Raw genomic sequence first — 20,266 nt, 5'->3', positions numbered from 1 at the left:
CCCCTTCTCGACTTCGGTTCTCGACAGGCTCGAACCTGCGCTCGAAGCAAACGGGGGGGGGATGGAACGATAAGGGGTAATCAAACCGTTCGTGCTGAGTAGGGGCTGAGCAATGTGGAAGACCAGTATGGAAGCAGCGCGAGCAGCGGTCCTTCGATACGCCGCTTCGGCAAGCTCAGCGGCTACTCAGGGCGAACGGAGTTCGTTTAATGCGCGTCGAATTTTCCATGCCCGCGCCGCTTCCACTTGGCGGCGATCCACCATCGCCAGCCGAGCGCCGCGATCGCATAGCCGAGCACCGCGCCGACCACCGAACATACCAGCATGCCGAGCGCCGTCGCCGGGCCGACCTCCGCCACCAGCCAGTCGAGCCAGCCGGGCGGTGCGGCGACCGCGTTGCCGATCGGGTCGCCGGGGACCACCCGGTCGAGGTGCAGCAGCCAAGCTCCGACCTTGTAATACAGGATGAACAGCAGCGGCGTGGTGATCGGGTTGGTGAAGAAGGTCGTCAGCGCGGCGGCGGGGACGTTGGCGCGCAAGGGGAGAGCGAGGACCGCCGAGGCCGGGATCTGCCCGAGCGGGATCAGGATGCCGGTGAACATACCCAGCGCCACGCCGCGCGGCACCGACCGGCGGGTGAAGCGCCACAATTCGGGCGCCAGCACGCGGTGGGCGACCGGCCGCAGAAAACGGATCGATTCGATCGATTCGCGCGTCGGCAGGTTCGCACGGACCCAGCGCAGCGCACGGCTGCCCAGCCCCCGGCCCTCACCTGCCGGATCAGCCACGGTCGCGGAGCAACCTTCCCTGTTCACGCTTCCAGTCCCGCTCCTTGATATGCTCGCGCTTGTCGTGGTTCTTGCGCCCCTTGGCCAGTGCCAGTTCGACCTTCGCCCGCCCTTTCCCGTTGAAATACACCGACAGCGCGATCAGCGTCATGCCGTCGCGCGCCACCGCGCCGTGCATCTTGTTTATCTCACGTTCGTGAAGCAGCAGTTTACGCGGGCGGCGCGGTTCGTGGTTGAACCGGTTGCCGTGGCTGAATTCGGGGACGTTCGAATTGATCAGCCACACCTGTCCGTCGCGGACATCGGCATAGCTTTCGGTGATCGATCCCTCGCCGAAGCGCAGCGACTTCACCTCGGTCCCGGTCAGCGCGATGCCGGCCTCGTACACGGTGTCGATCTCGTAATCGAAGCGCGCACGGCGGTTTTCGGCGACGGTCTTTTTCTTGTCGAACAGTTGGGGACGCGGACGGCTCATGGGGCGGACATAGGGGGTCGGAAGGCGGAGGGGAAGCGCACGAAAAAATCCTCCCCGCGCAGAGGGGAGGATCTTCAGGCGTCCAGCGCCTCTCTTACCTTTCTCGCCAGTTCGTCGACGTCGAACGGCTTGGGCAGCAGGCGGGTGCCGGGATCGAGCACGCCGTTATGCACCACGGCGTTGCGCGTATAACCGGTGGTGTAGAGCACGCGCAGGTCGGGCTGCATCGCCAATGCGCGGTCGGCGAGTTCGCGGCCGGTCATGCCGGGCATCACCACGTCAGTAAACAGCAGCGTCACGCGCATCCCGTTCTTCAGCAACTCGACCGCTTCCGGCCCATTGTCGGCATGGAAGACGGTGTAGCCGAGATCGCGCAGTACCTCGACCGAGAAGCTGCGCACGCGCGGTTCGTCCTCGACCACCAGAATCGATTCATGCGCCGCGCCGCCCCGCACCGGCGCCGCGATCACGCGCGCGGTCGGCGTCGGCGCCTCGCCATAGAAGCGCGGGAGATAGAGGCGCACGGTCGTGCCGACATCCGGCTCGCTATAGATACGGACATGGCCGCGCGACTGGCGGACGAAGCCGAACACCTGGCTCAGGCCCAACCCGGTGCCGCGCCCGACCGGCTTGGTGGTGAAGAACGGGTCGAACGCCTTTGCCAGCACCTCGGGGGACATGCCGGTGCCGGTGTCGCTGACCGCGATCAGCACATATTGGCCCGCCTCCATGTCCGCTTCGCGCGCATAATCGTCGCCGACATGCGCATTGGCGGTCTCGATCGTCAGCCGACCGCCATCGGGCATCGCGTCGCGGGCATTCACCGCGAGGTTGACGATGGCGTTTTCGAGCTGGCCGCGATCGGCCTCCGCCCGCCACAGCCCGGCACCGAGCACGGTTTCCACCGCGACGCGTTCACCCAAGGTCCGGGCGAGCAGATCGGTCAGGTCGGCGACCAGGCGGTTGCCCTCGACCGGTTCGGGCGACAGCGGCGACTGGCGGGAAAAGGCGAGCAGGCGCTGGGTAAGCGCGGCGGCGCGGCTGGCACCTTCCTTCGCCGCCTCGACATAGCGATCGACATCGGTGCGGCCACTGGCGAGGCGGCGGCCGATCATGTCGAGCCCGCCGATCACCACTGCCAACATGTTGTTGAAGTCGTGGGCGATGCCACCGGTCAACTGCCCGACCGCCTCCATCTTCTGCAACTGGCGCACCTGCGTCTCGGCGGCGGCACGGGCGGAAGCAGCGTCGTGAAGTTCGGTGGCGACGCGTTCGAGCTGCGCATCCTGCCGCCCGACCTTCGCCTCCAGTCGCAGCAGCGCATCGGCACGCTGGATGGTCACCCAACTGATTTCGGCGACTTCCTGGATCAGCGCAATCTCTCCGGCCAGCCAATGGCGCGGTTCGGCATGGCCGATGATCAGCAGCCCCTCCAGCCGCCCGTCGCGGCGCAGCGGGACGGCGATGCCCGACCGCGCGGTATAGGTGCCGATGATGTCCGGTTCGAAATTCGGGTCGCGGGTGAAGTCGTCGGACACCACGGTCCGTCCGCCGCGCAACACCGACGAATTGCTCCGCCCCAACCGATCGAGCGAATGATTGCCGACCAGCGGCGGCAGCGCGCCGTCGTTCCAGCCGCCGACATAGCGGACGCGGTGTTCCCCCACCCGCGCGAAACCCACGCGGTTGACGTCGAGCCATTCGCCCAGCGCCCGCGCGGTGAAGCGCATGATCGAATCGGGATCGGTAGCGGCACGCTGCCGGGCGCTGAGCGACAGGATGAATTCGCGCTCGGCCTTCGCCGCCAGCGCCGCCAGCTCGGCCCGTTTGCGATCGTCGATATCGTAGCTGATGCCGGGGAAATGCAGCGGCCGGCCTTCGTCGTCGAAGGTGCAACGGCCCTGTGCCGATACCCAGCGGCAGGTGCCGTCCGTCCGGGTCAGCCGATATTCGGCGATGAACGTGCCGTCGCCCGCCGGGTCCATCGCCGCCGCGATCAGTTGCTGCGCCTGCGGAAGGTCGTCGGGATGGAGGCCGGCGAAGAAGGTGCCGATCGGTGCCCCCGCCTCCGCCACCGCCGGATCGACGCCGTAGAGCAGCGCGAACCGCGAATCGGCACGGACGATATCGTTTTGCACGTCCCAGTCCCACGCACCAATATTGCGCCCCGCCGACAGCGCCTGTTGCAGCCGTTCGTCGGCGGCGACACGCTCGCGCTCGGCGACGATGCGCGCCGTCGTCTCGCCGGTGACGCAGAGCAGGCCCGCTACCGCGCCCTCGTCATCGAAGGCGGGGGAATAGGTGAAGGTCCACCAGCTCTCCTCCGGCTCGCCGGTCCGGGCGAGGTCGAGCTTCATGTCGGTGGCGGTGACGTTGCCGCCGGCCATGGTCTCGTCGACCAGCGGGATCAGTTCGTCCCAGATACTGGCCCAGACGATGTCGAACCGCTCGCCCAGCGCACCGTCGATCCGCACACCCAGGATCGGGCGATAGGCATCGTTGAAGAAGCAGCGCAGCTCCGGTCCCCATGCCAGGAACATCGGCGTGGGGCAGGACAGCATCATCGCCAGCAGCGAGCGGAGCGATACCGGCCATGATTCGATCGGGCCGAGCGGCGTGGTAGACCAGTCTCGACCGGCGATTTCACGACCGGTAAGTGTTTGCAGCGACAGATGTCCGTTAGGCATATCAGCGACGTGGTACGGACGTCGGACGCCCGCCGCAATAACGTGTATCGATCGGTGGCGGGCGCTTAACCAAGCAGGCCGGCATGGGCAAGCGCGGCATCAACCGCCGCGCGTGACGCTTCGGAAGCAGGGGTCATCGGCAGGCGCAGGTCGGTCGGGAAGCCGGGACGGACCCGGCCCAGCGCATATTTGACCGGCCCCGGCGACGCATCGCTGAACAGCGCGGCGTGCAGCGGAAAGAGCCGGTCCTGGATCGTCAGCGCCCGGCCGTAATCGCCCGCGGCGCACGCATCCTGAAACTCGGCGCACATCGCCGGCGCGACATTGGCGGTGACCGAGATCGCGCCGACCCCGCCCATCGCCATGAAGGCAAGCGTCATGTCGTCATTGCCCGACAGTTGCGCGAAACCGGTGCCGCAGCGCAGCCGGTGTTCGGACACGCGCGCCATCTGCCCGGTCGCGTCCTTGATACCGACGACGACGTCGGGGAACGCCTTCACGATGCGCTCGACCGTTTCGACAGCGATGTCGGTGATGGTGCGGCCGGGCACGTTGTAGAGGACGATCGGCAGGCCGCCGTCACGCGCCAGCACCTCGAAATGGCGGAACACGCCCTCCTGATTGGGGCGGTTGTAATAGGGCGGGACCAGCAGCGCGGCGGCGGCGCCGGCGGCCTTGGCGGCATGGATGTGATGCAGCGCGACCGCGGTGTCGTTCGATCCGCAGCCGGCGATCACCGGCACGCGGCCCTGCGCCTGATCGACGCAGACACGCACGACATGGTCATGCTCCTCGATCGTCATCGTCGCCGCTTCGCCGGTGGTGCCGCACGGGACCAGCGCGCTCGACCCGCTTTCGACCTGCCAGTCGACCAGCGCGCGGAACGAGGCTTCGTCGAACTTGCCGTCCGCGAACGGCGTGACGAGGGCCGGGATCGAGCCGGAAAACATGGCGGTTGCGCTCCGTGGAGAGGGATTCGAGCCGAAAAGGTGGCGACAGATAGGGCGCGCTTCCATATCATGTCCAGTATGCTGACCACCGTGTTCAAGAGCGCGTTCCTGCTCACCGGCGTCGCGAGCGCCGCCATGGCCACCGGGCTGTTGCAGACTGCTCCGCAAGCCCCCCTGCCCGCCGCCCCGGTGCCGACCGTCCAACCTGCCACCCCGACGGCACAGCCGATGGTGCAGCCGGTACCGGCACCCGTCCCTTACGACCCGATCCAGCCGGTGCTGGCCGACTGGAAACGGCTGCAGCAATCGGACAATTATCCATTCGGCGACTATGCCCGCTTCCTGTTGGCGCATCCGGGCTTTCCGGGCGAGACCAGTCGCCGCGCCGCCGCCGAAACCGTGCTGGCCGATGGCGGACAGGATGCGGCGACGGTGCTGCGCTTCTTCACCCGCTTTCCGCCGCGCACCGCCGCCGGACAGTTGCGCTATGCCGAGGCACTGGCGGCAAGCGGACGGCCGGCCGAAGCGCAGACGGCGGCGCGGGCGGCATGGCGGCGCGGCGTGCTGCGTCCCGCCGATGAAACCGCCCTGCTCGCACGGTTCGCCAGTGCCCTCGCCCCCGCCGATCACGACGCCCGCATGGACAAGCTGTTGTGGCAGGGGGCGACGACCGCCGGACTGCGCCAGATCGGCTATGTCTCCGCCGCGATGCGCCCGACCTTCGACGCGCGCATGGCGTTCCGTACCAATGCCGCCGATGCCAGCGTCCGGGGCGAGCAGCCGGGCGTCGATCGTGCCGATCCGGGCTATATCGCCGACCGTGCCAGCTGGCTGCGCGGGTCGGGTCAGTCGGGCGCAGCGCGCGCCTATCTCGCCCAGCCGCGCCGCCTGTCGCGGACGCCCGGCGATATCGAGGAATGGCTCGAAGTCCTGCTGACCAATGCCCGCGCGGCACAGGCGGACAGCCAGTATGACCTTGCCTATCGCATCGCTTCGCAGATCGACGATGCGTTCCCGGCGGGCACGGTCATCGCCGATGCCGGCTATGGCGAGCGCGACGATTATACCAGCGTTGCGTGGCTGGCAGGTACGATCGCGCTCCAGCAACTCAACCGGCCGAGCGATGCGACCGGCCTGTTCGCCCGCTATGCCAGCGGATCGCGTACGCCGACGGTCCGCACGAAGGGCTATTACTGGGCGGGCCGCGCGGCGGAGGCGGCAGGCGACCGTCCGACCGCCGACCGCTGGTATGCGCAGGCCGCCGATCTGGGCGACCTGTTCTACGGCCAGTTGGCGAGCGAACGGATCGGCCGCCCGCTCCGCGCGCCGCCCGCCACCGCCGTCGCGACCGCCGTGCCCGCCAATGTCCGCACCGCATACATGAATGGCGAGATGGCGAGGGCCACCCGCTATCTGGGTCGCACCGGGCAATATGCCGACCAGAGCCTGTTCATCCGCAAGATTGCCGAGGACGCCCGCAGCGATACCGACCATGCACTGGCGGTCGAGCTGGCCAAGGCGATCGACCGTCCCGACCTGAGCGTAATGGTCGGGCGCAGCGCGCTACTGAACGGGCATAGCGACTATACGCTAGCAGGCTATCCGTCGGTGCCGGTCGGTGGGCCGCAACAGGATCAGTTCACGCTGATCCACGCCATCGCGCGGCAGGAAAGCCAGTTCGACCGCACCGCCGTCAGCCGGGCGGGCGCGCGCGGGCTGATGCAGTTGATGCCGGGCACCGCGCGTGAGACCGCGACCAAGCTGGGCCTGACCTACAGCCCGACCGCGCTCAACGACCCGGCGTTCAACATGGCATTGGGGTCGAGCTATATTCAGCGGATGCTCGATTATTATGGTGGCAGCTATCCGCTGGCGGTCGCCGCCTACAATGCCGGGCCGGGCAATGTGAACAAGTTCATCCGCGCCAATGGCGACCCGCGCACGCCGGGCGTCGACATGGTCGAATGGATCGAAAAGATCCCGCTGTCCGAGACCCGCGGCTATGTGCAGCGCGTGCTGGAGAATGCGGTCGTCTACGACCTGATCCACACCGACAAGGCACGGTCGCGCGGGCCGAACAACCTTAGCTGGTATCTGGGGAAGAACCGACCGGGATGAGCGAACCGCGTCCGAACTATATCACCCCGGCGGGTTATGCCGTGTTGAAGGCCGAATATGACCAGTTGCTGGGCGAGGAACGGCCGAAGCTGGTCGACGTCATCGCCTGGGCGGCGGGCAATGGCGACCGGTCGGAAAATGGTGATTACATTTATGGCCGCAAACGACTGCGCGAGATCGACCGGCGGCTGGGCTTCCTCGCCAAGCGGATGAAGGCGGCGCGCGTCGTCGATCCGGCGGCGCAGTCCGAACGCGGGCGGGCATGGTTCGGCGCGACCGTGACCATCGCCGATGAGGACGACAACCACCGCACGTTGGAACTAGTCGGTGATGACGAAGCCGATGCCGGCCGGGGGCGGATCGGGTGGAATTCGCCGATGGCGCGCGCGCTGCGCGGGAGCGCGGTCGGCGACGTGCGGACGGTCGCGTTGCCGGCGGGGGCGAAGGAATATGAGGTGATGGCGATCCGCTATCCCTGAAGCGCCTGGATGACCCTATCGCTGTCGGTGATTTCTGCAAAGTCTGCGGCAAGCAACGCCATGGTCACGTCGAAGATCGTTTGCGCATCGTACCCTGGCAGATCGAAGCCGAGAACAGCGTCCGCGACGACATTGACCCGAAAATCAAGGTCGGCGGCGGCACGGACGGTCGAGTTGACGCAAAAGCCGGCCACCGCACCGACCACATAGAGTTCGGGCGAACCGATTGCGTGGAGATGGTCGGCGAGATCGGTCGTGGCGAAGGCCGAGGAGCTATGCTTCACGAATACTGGCTCGCCCTCTGCCTCGGCGGCGCACGGCATCGGCAGATACCCCGGAGCGGCAGGATGTAGCGGTGCGGCTGGATCGGGGGCCGCGTGACGGACATGCATCACGCTTTGCGCCGCCGCGCGGAACGCAGCGGCGAGTGCTGCGACCTTCGCCGGTGCGTCACCATGCACATGCGGACGTCCAGCGTCGATCCGCGCCTGCATTTCCTGCTGCATATCGATGATGACCAGCGCGCTGTTCATGCCCCGCCCTCTACCCGTGCCGGCCTGGCTGATAACGCTGGTTGCCGATTTTTCCAGTTTACTGCGATTGCGGGGATAGGCTCCCGGACGAAATTCGGTACGCCGACGAACCAAAGCGCCGCCCCGCCCGTTGGCTTCGGAGAACCCGCCGAGGAGACAGAATGCCGCATTACACCCCGCTGATCGGAACCATCGTTACGGCATTGGTCGCGGCGTTCATCCTGGGGGCGGCGGCGCATCGGTTGCGCATGTCGCCGATCGCGGGCTATCTGTTGGCGGGCGTGCTGATCGGGCCGTTCACGCCGGGCTTCGTCGCGCATTCGGGGATTGCGACCGAATTGGCCGAGATCGGCGTGATCCTGCTGATGTTCGGGGTCGGGCTGCATTTCTCGCTGAAGGATCTGTTGTCGGTATGGCGGATCGCGGTGCCCGGCGCGGTCGTGCAAATTGCCGTCGCGACGATGATGGGCTGGGGGTTGAGCCAGTGGCTCGCCTGGCCGCTGATGGCGGGGATCGTGTTCGGCCTCGCGCTGTCGGTGGCGAGTACCGTGGTGCTGCTGCGAGCGCTGGAGGCGCGCGCGCTGGTGCAGACCGAGCGAGGGCGGATCGCGGTCGGGTGGCTGATCGTCGAGGATCTTGTCATGGTGCTCGCGCTGGTGCTGTTGCCGGTGGTCGCTGCCGCCGTCGATCCGGCCAAGGCCGCCGCGCCGGGCGCGATTCTGACCGCAATCCTGATGACGTTGCTGAAGGTCACCGGCTTCGTCACGCTGATGCTGGTGGTCGGGCGGCGGGTGATCCCGTGGGCGCTGCACTGGGTGGTGCATACCGGGTCGCGCGAATTGTTCCGGCTGGCGGTGCTGGCGATCGCCTTGGGCGTGGCGTTCGGGGCGGCTTTGGCGTTCGACGTGTCGTTTGCGCTGGGTGCGTTCTTCGCGGGCATGATCCTTGGCGAGACGCCGCTCAGCCGGCGGGCGGCGCAGGAGACGCTGCCGCTGCGCGATGCGTTTGCGGTGCTGTTCTTCGTATCGGTAGGCATGTTGTTCGATCCGAAGGTGGTGACGGAACAGCCCGGCCCGCTCCTCGCCACGATCGCCATCATCGTCATCGGCAAGTCGGCCGCCGCCTGGGTCATCGTCCGCGCGTTCGGCCATCCCAACCGTACCGCCGCCACCATCGCCGCCAGCCTGGCGCAGATCGGCGAATTCTCGTTCATTCTCGCCGGGCTCGGCACCAATCTGGGAATCCTGCCCGATGCCGGACGCGACCTGATCCTGGCGGGGGCGATCCTGTCGATCATGATCAACCCGTTCCTGTTCGGTGCCGTCGCCGGACGCGGCGACGAACCGTCGGTCAACGAGGCGCGCGAAAGCGAGCGCGAGCGCGCGCGCGAGGATCATGTCGTGCTGGTCGGTGCCGGTCGGGTCGGGCGGTTGATTGCCGAGGGGTTGCGCGATGCCGGTCGCGCCTTCGTCGTGATCGAGGATCAGGCCGATACCGCGCGCACCGCCGCCGCCCATGGCTGGAGCGTGGTGCTGGGCAACGCGCTCGACCCCAATGTGCTGCGCGATGCGGGCGTGGGTCAGGCGACCAAACTGCTGATCGCCATCCCCGGCGGGTTCGAAGCGGGGGCGATCGTCCAGCATGCGCGGCGGCTGAACGCCGACCTCTACATCCTGTCGCGCGCGCATTCGGCGGAGGAGGTCAGCTATCTGGAGCGGCACGGGGTCGATCAGGTCGTGCTGGGCGAGGAAGAGCTGGCCCGCACCATGTTGCGCCGGGCCGAGGAGCGGCGGTTGCAGGAGGCGTAGCGGTGGTCGTGCTTCTGCGGTACGGCAGGCCATGGTCAACCACACCCCGCCCACCGGCAACGTCGCGTTGCTGATCGATGCCGACAATGCCGGCGCCGCCTATCTCGATTCGGTGCTGACGGTGCTGGCCGAGTTCGGCACGGTCAATGTCCGCCGCGCCTATGGCAATTGGGAGAAGCCGGGGCTGAAAAGCTGGAAGGCATTGTTGATGCGGCACGGGATCGAGCCGTTCCAGCAGTTCGACATTACCAAGGGCAAGAACGCGACCGACATGCGCATGACCATCGATGCGATGGACCTGTTGCTGCGCGGGCGGATCACCGGGTTCGGGATCATGTCGTCGGACAGCGACTTCATGCCGCTGGCCCAGCGCATCCGGCAGGAAGGGGTGCCGGTCTATGGCTTCGGCACCGACCGCACGCCCGAAGGGTTTCGCGAGAGCTGCACGCGCTTCATCGACGTCGCGTCGCTGGATGTCGAGGATGTGGCGAACATGCCGCTTCCCCCGGCGATCGGCGGCGTTGCCGCCCCCGCCGCGACCCCTGCGGCCAAACCAGCCCCCGCCCCGGCACGCAAGAGTCAGAAGATCGACGCCGCGCTCGTGAAGCTGTTGTCCGACGCGTACGATGCATCGAAGGTCGACAAGCGCGGCTTCGCCAGCCTGTCCGAAGTCGGGCAGCGCGCGGCGAACCGGTCGAGCTTCGATACGCGCAATTACGGGTTCAAGCGGCTGTCGGACCTGATCGAGAAGGTAAAGGCGTTCGAGGTTGAGCGGCGCGATACCGGGGTGTTCGTGAAGCTGGTTTGAGCGGCGACCCCTCGCGATATCCGTTCGCTTCGAGCAGGTTCGAGCCTGTCGAGAACCGACCGTCGAGAAGGCGGTGCCATTAGCGGGCCGTTCTCGACAGGCGCTTCTCGACAAGCTCGAAGCTGCTCGAACCGAACGGGTAAGAGGTAGGTACCCTGTGCCTATCCGTTCGTGCTGAATAGGGACTGAGCGAAGTCGAAAAGCACGGGCGCTCGTTCTCCCCTCCCTGGAAGGGAGGGGTCGGGGGTGGGTCGGCCCGCGAGGGAGCGTTGCGCCCACCTCAAACCTGCCCACCCCCAGCCCCTCCCTTTCGGGGAGGGAAGCCTCAAACCCCCTCGGGCAACGGCATCGAAAACACTACCCGCGTTCCCGGCCCGGCATCCTCGAACGCCAGCGTCCCGCCCAGTTGCCGCGTCAGGCTGGTCACCATCCGCATGCCGAGGCTGGTCGGCCGCGACGCGATCGGGTCGATATCCGCGGGCAGGCCGACGCCCCGATCGACTACCGTCATCGTCAGTGCACCATCGTCACAGCGCGTCTCGATCCGTACCGGACCGCCGCCCTCGCCATAGGCATATTTGACCGCGTTGGTGACCAGTTCGGTCACCAGCAGCCCCAGCGGGATTGCGGTGTCACCACTGACCAGCAGCGGTACGGTGTCGCAGTCGATCGCATGATCCGGTGCCTGTTCGCGCAACTGGTCGACGATGCCGCACAGCAGCCGGTCGAGCGCGACCACGCCGACCCGCTCGCTTTGCCAAAGCTGGTCATGCGCCTGCCCGATCGCGACGATCCGCGCCTGCGCATCACCCAGCATCCGTTGCACGCGCGGATCGTCGTCCTCGCGCATCTGCAGGTTCAGCATCGCCGACACCATGGCGAGGCTGTTCTTGACCCGGTGCGAGGCTTCGCGGGTCAGCAATTCCTGATGTTCGATCGCGGCGCGCAGATTATCCTCCGCCTCCAGCCGCTCGATCGCAACGCCGATCAGGTTGGCGAACCCCTGCATGAAGGCTAGGTCGTCCTCCTCGAACCGGCCGTCGGACCGGCTGTCGACCTCCAGCACGCCGAACCGCTTGCCATTCGCCTCCACCAGCACGTTGATCGCGCGCTTCACCCCGTGTTCGGCCATGAAGCCGGGGGTACGAAACCGCTTCTCGTCGCGCAGATGGTTGGAGATCACCGCCTCGCCGGTCTGGAACGCGAAGCCGGCGGGCGATCCGAGATCGTCGCCCATCTCCGCCCCGCCGACGACCCCTTCGTCCCAGCCGATGCCGGCGCGGACGATCAGCCCGCCGCGCGCCGCATCATGGTGCAGGAACTTGGCAAGCCGGGTCCGCATCCCGCGCGCCGCCAGTTCGACCGCGGCCCGCACGATCTCATCGATATCACGGCTGCGCAGCGCGATGCCGCCGAACTCGGCCAGAATGCGCTGCTGGTCGAGGCGATAGCGGATCGCATCGGCGGGATCGTCCGATCCCCCCCCATTTTCCTCGACCACCGGCATCGCCTCAGCGCGTCAGCTTCTTGTACGCCAGACGGGTCGGACGATCCGCCGCATCGCCCATACGGCGGCGCTTGTCGGCCTCGTACGCTTCGAAATTGCCCTCGAACCATTCGACATGGCTGTCGCCTTCGAACGCAAGGATATGGGTGCACAGGCGATCGAGGAAGAAGCGATCGTGGCTGATGACCACCGCGCAGCCCGCGAACGATTCCAGCGCCTCTTCCAAGGCACGCAGCGTCTCGACGTCGAGATCGTTGGTCGGTTCGTCGAGCAGCAGGACATTGCCACCCTCCTTCAGCATCTTGGCGATGTGGACGCGGTTGCGCTCACCGCCCGACAGCTGGCCGACCTTCTTCTGCTGGTCCTGCCCCTTGAAGTTGAACGCGCCGACATAGGCCCGCGTGCCCAGTTCCTGCTTGCCGAAGCGGAACACGTCGAGGCCGTCCGAAACCTCTTCCCAGACGTTCTTGTTGGGGTCGAGATCGTCACGCGACTGATCGACGTAACCCAGCTTCACCGTCTGCCCGACCTCGATCTTGCCGCCATCGGGCTGTTCCTGGCCGGTGATCAGCTTGAACAGCGTCGACTTGCCGGCGCCGTTCGGACCGATCACGCCGACGATCCCGCCCGGCGGCAGGTTGAAGTCGAGATTCTCGAACAGCAGCTTGTCGCCGTACGCCTTGGTCAGCCCCTCGGCCTCGATCACCTTGCCGCCAAGGCGTTCGGGGATCTGGATCAGGATCTGCGCCTTGCCGACCGCGCGATTTTCCTGATTCTTGACCAGTTCGTCGAACGCACGGATGCGGGCCTTGGACTTGGTCTGGCGCGCCTTGGGCGTCTGGCGCATCCATGCCAGCTCGTCCTGGATCGCCTTGGCCTTGCCGGCTTCGTCGCGCTCTTCCTGTTCGAGGCGCTTGGCCTTCTTTTCCAGATAGCCCGAATAGTTGGATTCGTAGGTGTAATAGCGCCCACGATCGAGTTCGAGCACCCAGTTCACGACATTGTCGAGGAAGTAGCGGTCGTGGGTCACCAGGATGACGTTGCCGGTATATTCCTTGAGATAATTCTCCAGCCAGCCGACGCTTTCGGCGTCGAGGTGGTTGGTCGGTTCGTCGAGCAGCAGGATCTGCGGCTTTTCGAGCAGCAGCTTGCACAGCGCCACGCGGCGCTTTTCACCGCCCGACAGGTTTTCGACCGACGCATCGCCCGGCGGGCAGCGCAGGGCCTCCATCGCGATTTCGAGCTGATTGTCGAGGCTCCAGCCATCGACCGCGTCGATCTTCGCCTGAAGATCGCCCATTTCCTCCAGCAGCTTATCGAAATCGGTGTCGTCCTGCGGATCACCCATTTCGGCGGATATGGCGTTGAAACGATCGACCAGATCGGCGACCGGACGCACGCCGTCCTTGACGTTTTCCATGACCGTCTTGGAATTGTCGAGCTTCGGCTCCTGCGCCAGATAGCCGACCTTGATCCCCTCGGCGGCCCAGGCTTCGCCGGTGAATTCGGTGTCCATCCCGGCCATGACCTTCATCAGCGTCGATTTGCCGGCGCCGTTCGGACCGATGATCGCGATCTTCGCATCGGGCAGGAATTGCAGGTGGATGTTGTTCAGCACCGGCTTGTTCGCGCCGGGGAAGGTCTTGGTCAGACCCTTCATCACATAGCTGTACTGTACGGCCATTGCCGAAGGCTCCGTTTCGAATATCTGGATGGAATATCGGGTTCTGCCGCGATGTAGCGATGGGCCGGTGACTTGGCAACGCGCGGGACTTTGGCGCGGCGGACCAATCCTCTCCGGCACGGGGAGGGGGACCGTCCGCAGGACGGTGGAGGGGGGTCGCGGCATAAGGGAAGGTTGCGTTGCATGGCGCTCCCCCTCCACCACCGCTACGCGGCGGTCCCCCTCCCCGCAGGCGGGGAGGATTTGCGTTCCTTGACGTTGTCCGTATGGAAAGCCGCGAACCGACAAAGGGGAACCTCATGCGCCGCCTGCTCCTCGCCGCCCTCGCCCTGCCCCTTCCGGCCCTTGCCCAGACGATGGACGTCGCCACCCTGCGCGACGCGGCGCTGACCGATACCGTCGCATGGGGCATTACCGAAGGGCTCACGACCGAAATCGGCCCGCGCCTCGCCGGCACCCCCGACGAAGCGCGCGCCCGTGACTGGGCGGTGGCGCGGCTGAAGGCGCTGGGATTCGCCAACGTCCGCATCGAACCCTATCAGATGCCGGTCTGGGTCCGGGGCGAAGAACGCGCCGCCATCGTCAGCCCCTTCCCCCAGCCGCTAGCGATCACCGCGCTCGGCAATTCGGGCGCGACCCCAGCCAAGGGGCTGGAAGCCGAAATCGCCTTCTTCCCGACGCTCGACGATCTGAAGGCCGCGCCCACCGGCAGCCTGAAGGGCAAGATCGCCTTCGTCAGCCACACCATGGCCGCGACGCAGGACGGGTCGAGCTATGGCGCGTTCGGCGCGGTGCGCCGTGCCGGCCCGGCGATCGCCGCGCAAAAGGGTGCGGCGGCGATCGTCATCCGCTCGCTTGGCACCGAACATCACCGCAATCCGCACGCCGGCAGCACCGTCTTTCCCGCCGGCACGACCGCGATCCCCGCCGGGGCGCTGTCGGTGCCCGATGCCGAGCAACTCGAACGGGTGCTCAACCGTGGAAAACCGGTCCGGCTGCGCCTGACACTTACCCCTCGTCAGATCGGGATGCGCGAATCGGGGAATGTCATCGCCGAAGTTCCGGGCAGCGATCCTGCGGCCGGCATCGTACTGATCGGCGGCCATCTCGACAGCTGGGACCTCGGCACCGGCGCGTTCGACGATGCCGCGGGCCTCGGCATCACCACTGCGGCTGCCAAGCGGATCATGGACGCCGGCCGCCCCCGCCGTACCATTCGCGTCGTCTGGTTCGGCGCCGAGGAAGTCGGCGGCGTGGGTGGCGCCGCCTATGCGAAGGCCCATGCCGGCGACCGCCATGTGATCGCCGCCGAAAGCGATTTCGGCGCGGACCGGGTATGGAAGTTCGACGTCGCCCTGCCCCCCGAATCGGTGGCGATCGGCGATCGGCTCGCGACCGCGCTCGCTCCTTTGGGGATTACGCGCGGGTCCGCCGTCGCCGGCAACGGTACCGATATCGGACCGACGCTGGCGCAAAATGTCGGTGCCGTCGATCTGGCCCAATCGGGCCTGCGGTATTTCGACCTGCACCACACCCCCGACGACACGCTCGACAAGGTCGACCCTGTGCAACTGCAGCAAAACGTAGCGGCATGGACCGCGATGCTGGCCGTCGTCGCCAACGCGCCGGAGTCGATCGGACCGTTTCGTCGCAAGTAGGAAACGGCCCACCATTGGTCGCAAAGCCGCATTCTTGCCACAATTGGCGATTGACGGCGGCGTGGAAGGCGCTATTGCGGCAACTTCGCGACGGCGGTGACGCCGGCCTTTCGCGAAATGGATTTCTCTGGGAGTTACCCTTATGAAGAAGATCATGCTCGTCGCCGCCGCAGCCGGCCTCCTCTCGATCGCCGCTTGCAAGAACACCCCGACCGACAACGCCGCTGACGCAGCGTCGGACAACCTGGAAATGCTGGCCGACAACCTCGAAGCGCAGGCTGAGAACACCTCGAACGAAGCCGTCGCTGCCGACCTGATGAACGCTTCGGAAAACGCTGAAGACGCATCGGACGCGATCGAGAACTCGGCCGAACTGAACGGCATGTAATCCCCTCTCCCGTGGCCTATGCGCCATGGGAAACCGGATTTGGGAAAGGGCGCCCCGGCAACGGTGGCGCCCTTTTTCGTGGGCTTGGCAGATCGTTACGCCCCCGGTGTCAGGGTGGCGCGATTGGGGCATGATTGCGGCCGTCCCGTTGCGATGCGTGAACGCCGACCCGGCGCCCTACTACAAACGGAGGACAGGCGTCGGCACGCGACTGCGGTACGACACGCCATCACGCAGCGGGAGGCGGTGGATGATCGGACGCGTAGTAACTTCCAGCCGTTGGCTCGTCCCGGTCGCGGCGATGCTGCTATCGTCGCCGTGCCACGCGCAACCGGCGCCGGGCGTGACCATGCCGCCCGACCTCGGCGCCGCCTATGGCCGGCTCGGCAAGGCGATGATGGCGCATGACGCGGCGGGCGTCCGAACGGTCTGGGCCGAGGATTTCGTCGTCAACGCGCCGAACAACGCTGTGCTGCGGCGCGAGGAGGTTATCGCGGCGATGGCGCAGGACCTGCTCGACTATCGCGATTTCCGCAAACATATTACGCTGATCGACCAGAAGCCCGAAGTGACCGTGATCATGGGCTATGACACGATGATCCCGATCAAGGGACCGGGCGCGGGCAAGCAGGTAATGCGGCCCTTCACCGACATCTGGGCGAAGCGCGGAGGCGCATGGCGGCTGATCGCGCGACAGGCGACGATCGCCGACGCGCGGTAGCATCGGATCGCAAGCATCCTTCGGGGGAGGGAATCATGCCCTATCGTTACGCGCATCGCTGGCTGCTGCTGCTGTTTCCGCTGATCGCCCTCGCCTTCTGGCCCGGCTATTTCGGGCAACTCAGCGAAGCGCCGTTCGCGCTGCATGCGCATGGCATCACCGCCACGGCGTGGCTGGCGCTGCTGACCCTCCAAAGCTGGTCGATCTCCGCCCACCGTATCGCGCTGCACCGGACGAGCGGCCTCGCCACCTTCGTCGTGCTGCCATTGTTCGCGGCGGCAGGGCCGCTGGCGCTGCACGGCATGGCGTCGCTGTGGCGGAGCAATGCCGATCCGTTTCACGCCACCTATGGCGCGCGGCTGGCGAGTGTCGACATGATCGCCGGCGCGGCGGTGATCGCGATGGTCGCCTATGCACTTGCCCAGCGGCGTCGCATGGCGGTGCACGCATCGGCGATGCTCGCGACGGCGCTGCTGGTGCTGCCGCCGATCCTCGGTCGACTGTTGCCGGCGATCCCCGGCTTTCCGGTCGGTGGTTCGGCCGGCTTTGGCGGCTTTCGCCTGTCGTTCCACCTCGCCAACCTGCTGACGTTGCTGATCGCCGCCTCGCTGGCGACGCGCAGGCCCAGCCGTGGCATCGGCTTCGCTTTCGCCGCCATCGCGACCGCAGCACAGATGATCGCGTTCGAGACGATCGGCGGCAGCGACCCATGGCAGCGCTGCGTGACAGTCTTCACCGACCTGCCCCCCGCCCCGCTGGCGGTCGCCGCAGCCATCGCCAACGGGGCGCTGCTGTGGTGGGCATGGCGCATGGTCCCGCCCCACGTCGCTCGCCACGACCACGCCACCGCCGTCGATCTATAGCGATCAGCGGGCCGGCGCGGTGTCCGGGGTCCCCGGCATATTTGAGGATCGTCTCGATCGCGACGCCATCGCTCTTGCCACGGACCGCGTCCGGTCCCTGGTTTATGACGCCATCGCCGGTCTTCACCCCGGTCACGATCGACGACATGCCGTTGGCCGAATCCGACACGAATGCATCCATCGGGGACGTTTCGCTGAACCCGAGATGCGGCCATGGCTCGACGTTGAGTTTGATCGGCTCGCCGCGTGCAGCGTCGACACGCCGCCCGCATCGGCAAGGAACAGGACGACGTTGCGTGCCTTCGCAGGCGCATCGACAGCAGGTGCGCCTTGGGCACGAGCGCCGATCGGTGCGGCAAGCACAGCAAAGAAAAGGGCGAGCGGCCGAAGAAACTGCATGGACCGATCCTGGTCGAAACGGATCGCCCATGGCGGCACGCCATGAAGCTTTTACGGCAACGCCGCCGGATGCTGGGACGGCCAATGATGTCGATGCGGATGGTCGGGGAGACAGGAAGGGGTTCGAAGTAGTTTAAGAAGAACGCTAACCGACTAAGGTGTTGGGACTAACGGTTTTCCGCCGTTTCGCCCCGTGTTACTGCTACGTCACTATGCTACGTAACGCCCCGACTTGGAGGGTCAGTTGACCCTCAACCGCCATCTTTTCAAACGCCCGAATTCGCAACACTGGCAACTTCGATTGATGGTGCCCAAAGCCGCGCGCGTAGCCCTAGGAAAGTCGGAATTTACGCGATCTTTGCGCACCACCGACAAGCGGTTGGCTGCCGACCGTAGTCATGCGTTCCTCGCAGATTGGAAGGCGCAAATTGACCGCGCTTTGACCCCAAACATTGCCGAACGAGTTGTCAGTCGCGCCACGGCAGATGCAGGACTCATCAACGACCTTGCGGTAACGGCAGGGTACGAAAACCCTTCACTAAAAGCGCGTGAACTCATCGCCGATAAGGCTCGGTTAGGCGAAGAAGCGTACGATTCACTTGTCGCCAAACTCGAACAGCGGCAAAGGCGCGAGCTTCGGCTTTTTCCATGCTAACGACCATACCGCTTGGACAGAACACGCAAGGCGCGTGGTTGCGGATAATGGCTTGTCGCTGCCCGAAGGCGGTGACGAGTTTAGACAGCTAACTCGAAACCTTGCCGCAGCAGCCATCGATACGATTGCAGGGGCAAGGTCGTTTATGCTGCAAGGCGAAGGCGCCTTTACTCCCTCGCCTTTCGTGGTGGAAACCATCGGAAAACGGACCGAAAAGGCACCGACAGGCGAAACGATCCTAGTCCTTTTCGAACGCTATGCCACGCAACGATTAGCAGAAAACCGCAAACGAACGGATACGGTCAACCAAGATCGGAAGGTCGTCGAACTGTTTGTATCGTTCGTGGGCGCTGACCGTAGCCTGTTGTCGATTAAACCGGCAGAAGTTCGGGAATGGCGCAACGCAATGGCTGCAATCCCCCCCGGCTATCGACGCAAAAAAGAAAACCTTGGCCTTACGATAAGTGAGGCAGCGTCCAAGGCATCTGCAGCGGGCCTTAAGGGACTTAATGCTAAAACCATCAATAAATATCTTAGTACGATATCACTGCTGTATGATTGGGCAAAGAAAGAGGGATACTGCGCGTCGAACCCCTGTGATAACCTTTTCTTTGATGTTCAAAAATTGAAGAAAAATGGTACGGGAAGACGCCCCCCGTTCTCCGATGAACAGGTTTCAAAGATTTTTTGCTCCCCGCTTTTTACGGGATTCGACCGCGACGGACGGGAGTGGCAATCTGGCAGCTGCAAGGCCAGTGATTGGCGCTATTGGATACCACTCGTATGCCTCTTTACTGGCGCTCGTATCGGGGAAATCGCTCAATTATTCATCGATGATATCCAGCAAACAAAACGGGCGTTGACCACATCGCGATCAATCACAACCTGGAACGAAACCAAACAACGAAGTCCGGGCATAGCAGAGCAATGCCTATTCACTCCCAATTAATTCAGCTTGGCTTTTTGGATTACGTTAACTCGAGACTGAAATTACGAAATGACAAGGGCGATGCTCGCTTGTTCCCCGAATTCGATGCAAGTTCGCGCGGTCAAATTGGCGGAATACCATCGAGGTTCTGGCGAAATTATTTAGAACGAATTGGGGTAAAGGAAGGCGCTGATGGATTTGGCTCGCATTCATTCCGGCACGGATTGACCGACCGTCTTCGATTGGCTGGCTATCTGGATGACGAAATCGAGGTTGCGTTAGGCCATAACCAGATTTCTGTAACTGCCGGGTACGGAACTGTTCGACAAGGAACTGTTGAACGGATAGCAGGGATGCTCGAAAAGGTGTCTTTCCCCGTGAAGTTGCCCGCTTAATTCGACAGAGAACGCTGCGGCGTTGTGTATCGCCCTACTTCATATTTGCAGCTAACTGCCGAATAAATACCGCAACGGTAGGTAGGTAGGCATAGAAAAAACCCGCCATTGTGTGAGGCATGTAGTTTTCTCGCGACATAAGGCCGGTTTCATCCATTCCCCCAATAGGGAATGGCGTACCTCTCCACCGGGAATGCCATAAGATTGGACGAAGAAATGTTTAGTAAGGATCGATTTAAACGCGTCATAGCGTGAGATTGGACACAAAATCGACTAAATTGCTAAATATGCCTAAATATAGCTAAACAACGCAATAGGTATCTTGGTACTAAGGGTTGCGTTTGGTTTGCCTTTGGCTATGACGTGACCCCCGTTTCTTCATCCACGTTGAACTAGAGACCGGCCCTTGAAGGGACGGACGG

Annotated in this window: 18 protein-coding genes; 11 read left to right on the top strand and 7 right to left on the bottom strand. The window is 64.9% G+C overall.

The genetic code is table 11. The annotated features are described in order from the left end of the window. Window positions 1-206: 206 nt before the first annotated feature. From ASE59_RS12730 to dapA, 4 genes are all read right to left on the bottom strand, one after another. The gene (locus ASE59_RS12730) at window positions 207-788 is read right to left on the bottom strand and encodes a DUF2062 domain-containing protein (protein WP_082458379.1); all 582 of its coding nucleotides are present in this window, start codon (window positions 786-788) and stop codon (window positions 207-209) included. Then, complete coding sequence (smpB, locus tag ASE59_RS12725; RefSeq protein WP_056456703.1) at window positions 781-1,263, bottom strand: SsrA-binding protein SmpB; 483 nt, start codon at window positions 1,261-1,263, stop codon at window positions 781-783. The genes ASE59_RS12730 and smpB overlap by 8 nt, the downstream gene beginning before the upstream one ends. A 74-nt stretch (window positions 1,264-1,337) precedes the next feature. Then, complete coding sequence (locus tag ASE59_RS12720) at window positions 1,338-3,950, bottom strand: ATP-binding protein (protein WP_056456700.1); 2,613 nt, start codon at window positions 3,948-3,950, stop codon at window positions 1,338-1,340. A 65-nt stretch (window positions 3,951-4,015) separates the two neighbouring features. Beyond that, window positions 4,016-4,900 carry a 4-hydroxy-tetrahydrodipicolinate synthase gene (gene dapA, locus ASE59_RS12715; RefSeq protein ID WP_056456697.1) on the bottom strand — a complete coding sequence of 295 codons (885 nt, stop codon included), beginning with the start codon at window positions 4,898-4,900 and terminating at the stop codon, window positions 4,016-4,018. A 78-nt stretch (window positions 4,901-4,978) separates the two neighbouring features. Between dapA and ASE59_RS12710 the strand changes: the two genes are divergently transcribed. Together ASE59_RS12710 and greB are read left to right on the top strand one after the other, a co-directional pair. Next, on the top strand, window positions 4,979-7,018 hold the full coding sequence (locus tag ASE59_RS12710) for a lytic transglycosylase domain-containing protein (RefSeq protein WP_056456976.1): 2,040 nt from the start codon (window positions 4,979-4,981) through the stop codon (window positions 7,016-7,018). After that, on the top strand, window positions 7,015-7,497 hold the full coding sequence (greB, locus tag ASE59_RS12705) for a transcription elongation factor GreB (RefSeq protein ID WP_056456694.1): 483 nt from the start codon (window positions 7,015-7,017) through the stop codon (window positions 7,495-7,497). The genes ASE59_RS12710 and greB overlap by 4 nt, the downstream gene beginning before the upstream one ends. Here the strand turns inward: greB and ASE59_RS12700 are convergent. Beyond that, entirely contained in the window at window positions 7,488-8,030 is a 543-nt protein-coding gene (locus ASE59_RS12700; protein ID WP_056456690.1) for an isochorismatase family protein, read from the bottom strand. The genes greB and ASE59_RS12700 overlap by 10 nt on opposite strands. Before the next feature lie 161 nt (window positions 8,031-8,191). Here ASE59_RS12700 and ybaL point away from each other — a divergent pair, with 161 nt between their 5' ends. Both ybaL and ASE59_RS12690 read left to right on the top strand, forming a co-directional pair. Next, window positions 8,192-9,838, top strand: a complete 1,647-nt coding sequence (gene ybaL, locus ASE59_RS12695; RefSeq protein ID WP_056456686.1) for a YbaL family putative K(+) efflux transporter — start codon at window positions 8,192-8,194, stop codon at window positions 9,836-9,838. A gap of 31 nt (window positions 9,839-9,869) precedes the next feature. After that, a complete protein-coding gene (locus tag ASE59_RS12690; protein ID WP_056456683.1) occupies window positions 9,870-10,646 on the top strand; it encodes an NYN domain-containing protein in 777 nt (258 codons plus the stop codon). A gap of 325 nt (window positions 10,647-10,971) precedes the next feature. Here the strand turns inward: ASE59_RS12690 and ASE59_RS12685 are convergent, their stop codons facing one another. Both ASE59_RS12685 and ettA read right to left on the bottom strand, forming a co-directional pair. Next, window positions 10,972-12,147, bottom strand: a complete 1,176-nt coding sequence (locus ASE59_RS12685; protein WP_235515754.1) for a sensor histidine kinase — start codon at window positions 12,145-12,147, stop codon at window positions 10,972-10,974. Between the two features lie 10 nt (window positions 12,148-12,157). Then, complete coding sequence (ettA, locus tag ASE59_RS12680) at window positions 12,158-13,837, bottom strand: energy-dependent translational throttle protein EttA (RefSeq protein ID WP_056456677.1); 1,680 nt, start codon at window positions 13,835-13,837, stop codon at window positions 12,158-12,160. A 299-nt stretch (window positions 13,838-14,136) separates the two neighbouring features. Here ettA and ASE59_RS12675 point away from each other — a divergent pair, with 299 nt between their 5' ends. The 7 genes from ASE59_RS12675 to ASE59_RS19245 all read left to right on the top strand — a co-directional run bounded on the left by ASE59_RS12675 (window position 14,137) and on the right by ASE59_RS19245 (window position 19,844). Next, window positions 14,137-15,495 (top strand): M20/M25/M40 family metallo-hydrolase, encoded by a 1,359-nt coding sequence (locus tag ASE59_RS12675; RefSeq protein WP_056456973.1) that lies wholly within the window; start codon window positions 14,137-14,139, stop codon window positions 15,493-15,495. 142 nt (window positions 15,496-15,637) lie between these two features. Further along, window positions 15,638-15,883: a hypothetical protein gene (locus tag ASE59_RS12670; RefSeq protein WP_056456673.1), complete on the top strand. Its 246-nt coding sequence runs from the start codon at window positions 15,638-15,640 to the stop codon at window positions 15,881-15,883. A gap of 250 nt (window positions 15,884-16,133) precedes the next feature. Continuing rightward, window positions 16,134-16,604: a nuclear transport factor 2 family protein gene (locus tag ASE59_RS12665; protein ID WP_056456670.1), complete on the top strand. Its 471-nt coding sequence runs from the start codon at window positions 16,134-16,136 to the stop codon at window positions 16,602-16,604. Between the two features lie 35 nt (window positions 16,605-16,639). After that, complete coding sequence (locus ASE59_RS20715) at window positions 16,640-17,467, top strand: hypothetical protein (protein ID WP_235515753.1); 828 nt, start codon at window positions 16,640-16,642, stop codon at window positions 17,465-17,467. A gap of 643 nt (window positions 17,468-18,110) precedes the next feature. Then, the gene (locus ASE59_RS19870; RefSeq protein WP_156360069.1) at window positions 18,111-18,521 is read left to right on the top strand and encodes a DUF6538 domain-containing protein; all 411 of its coding nucleotides are present in this window, start codon (window positions 18,111-18,113) and stop codon (window positions 18,519-18,521) included. 52 nt (window positions 18,522-18,573) lie between these two features. Then, entirely contained in the window at window positions 18,574-19,470 is an 897-nt protein-coding gene (locus ASE59_RS19865) for a tyrosine-type recombinase/integrase (protein WP_156360068.1), read from the top strand. Continuing rightward, window positions 19,449-19,844 (top strand): tyrosine-type recombinase/integrase, encoded by a 396-nt coding sequence (locus tag ASE59_RS19245; RefSeq protein ID WP_082458374.1) that lies wholly within the window; start codon window positions 19,449-19,451, stop codon window positions 19,842-19,844. The genes ASE59_RS19865 and ASE59_RS19245 overlap by 22 nt, the downstream gene beginning before the upstream one ends. Window positions 19,845-20,266 lie beyond the last annotated feature (422 nt).

The organism is Sphingomonas sp. Leaf10 (genome assembly GCF_001421245.1).
Classification (GTDB): Bacteria; Pseudomonadota; Alphaproteobacteria; order Sphingomonadales; family Sphingomonadaceae; genus Sphingomonas.
The sequence above is the reverse complement of the archived record's forward strand: the minus strand, read 5'-3'. Positions and strand labels throughout refer to the sequence as shown.

Excerpts from the sequence above, each read along its gene's own strand:
- smpB (WP_056456703.1), bottom strand. The coding sequence starts at position 1,263 with ATGAGCCGTCCGCGTCCCCAACTGTTCGACAAGAAAAAGACCGTCGCC.
- ASE59_RS12720 (WP_056456700.1), bottom strand. The coding sequence starts at position 3,950 with ATGCCTAACGGACATCTGTCGCTGCAAACACTTACCGGTCGTGAAATC.
- dapA (WP_056456697.1), bottom strand. The coding sequence starts at position 4,900 with ATGTTTTCCGGCTCGATCCCGGCCCTCGTCACGCCGTTCGCGGACGGC.
- ASE59_RS12710 (WP_056456976.1), top strand. The coding sequence starts at position 4,979 with ATGCTGACCACCGTGTTCAAGAGCGCGTTCCTGCTCACCGGCGTCGCG.
- greB (WP_056456694.1), top strand. The coding sequence starts at position 7,015 with ATGAGCGAACCGCGTCCGAACTATATCACCCCGGCGGGTTATGCCGTG.
- ASE59_RS12700 (WP_056456690.1), bottom strand. The coding sequence starts at position 8,030 with ATGAACAGCGCGCTGGTCATCATCGATATGCAGCAGGAAATGCAGGCG.
- ybaL (WP_056456686.1), top strand. The coding sequence starts at position 8,192 with ATGCCGCATTACACCCCGCTGATCGGAACCATCGTTACGGCATTGGTC.
- ASE59_RS12690 (WP_056456683.1), top strand. The coding sequence starts at position 9,870 with ATGGTCAACCACACCCCGCCCACCGGCAACGTCGCGTTGCTGATCGAT.
- ettA (WP_056456677.1), bottom strand. The coding sequence starts at position 13,837 with ATGGCCGTACAGTACAGCTATGTGATGAAGGGTCTGACCAAGACCTTC.
- ASE59_RS12675 (WP_056456973.1), top strand. The coding sequence starts at position 14,137 with ATGCGCCGCCTGCTCCTCGCCGCCCTCGCCCTGCCCCTTCCGGCCCTT.
- ASE59_RS12670 (WP_056456673.1), top strand. The coding sequence starts at position 15,638 with ATGAAGAAGATCATGCTCGTCGCCGCCGCAGCCGGCCTCCTCTCGATC.
- ASE59_RS12665 (WP_056456670.1), top strand. The coding sequence starts at position 16,134 with ATGATCGGACGCGTAGTAACTTCCAGCCGTTGGCTCGTCCCGGTCGCG.
- ASE59_RS20715 (WP_235515753.1), top strand. The coding sequence starts at position 16,640 with ATGCCCTATCGTTACGCGCATCGCTGGCTGCTGCTGCTGTTTCCGCTG.
- ASE59_RS19245 (WP_082458374.1), top strand. The coding sequence starts at position 19,449 with ATGCCTATTCACTCCCAATTAATTCAGCTTGGCTTTTTGGATTACGTT.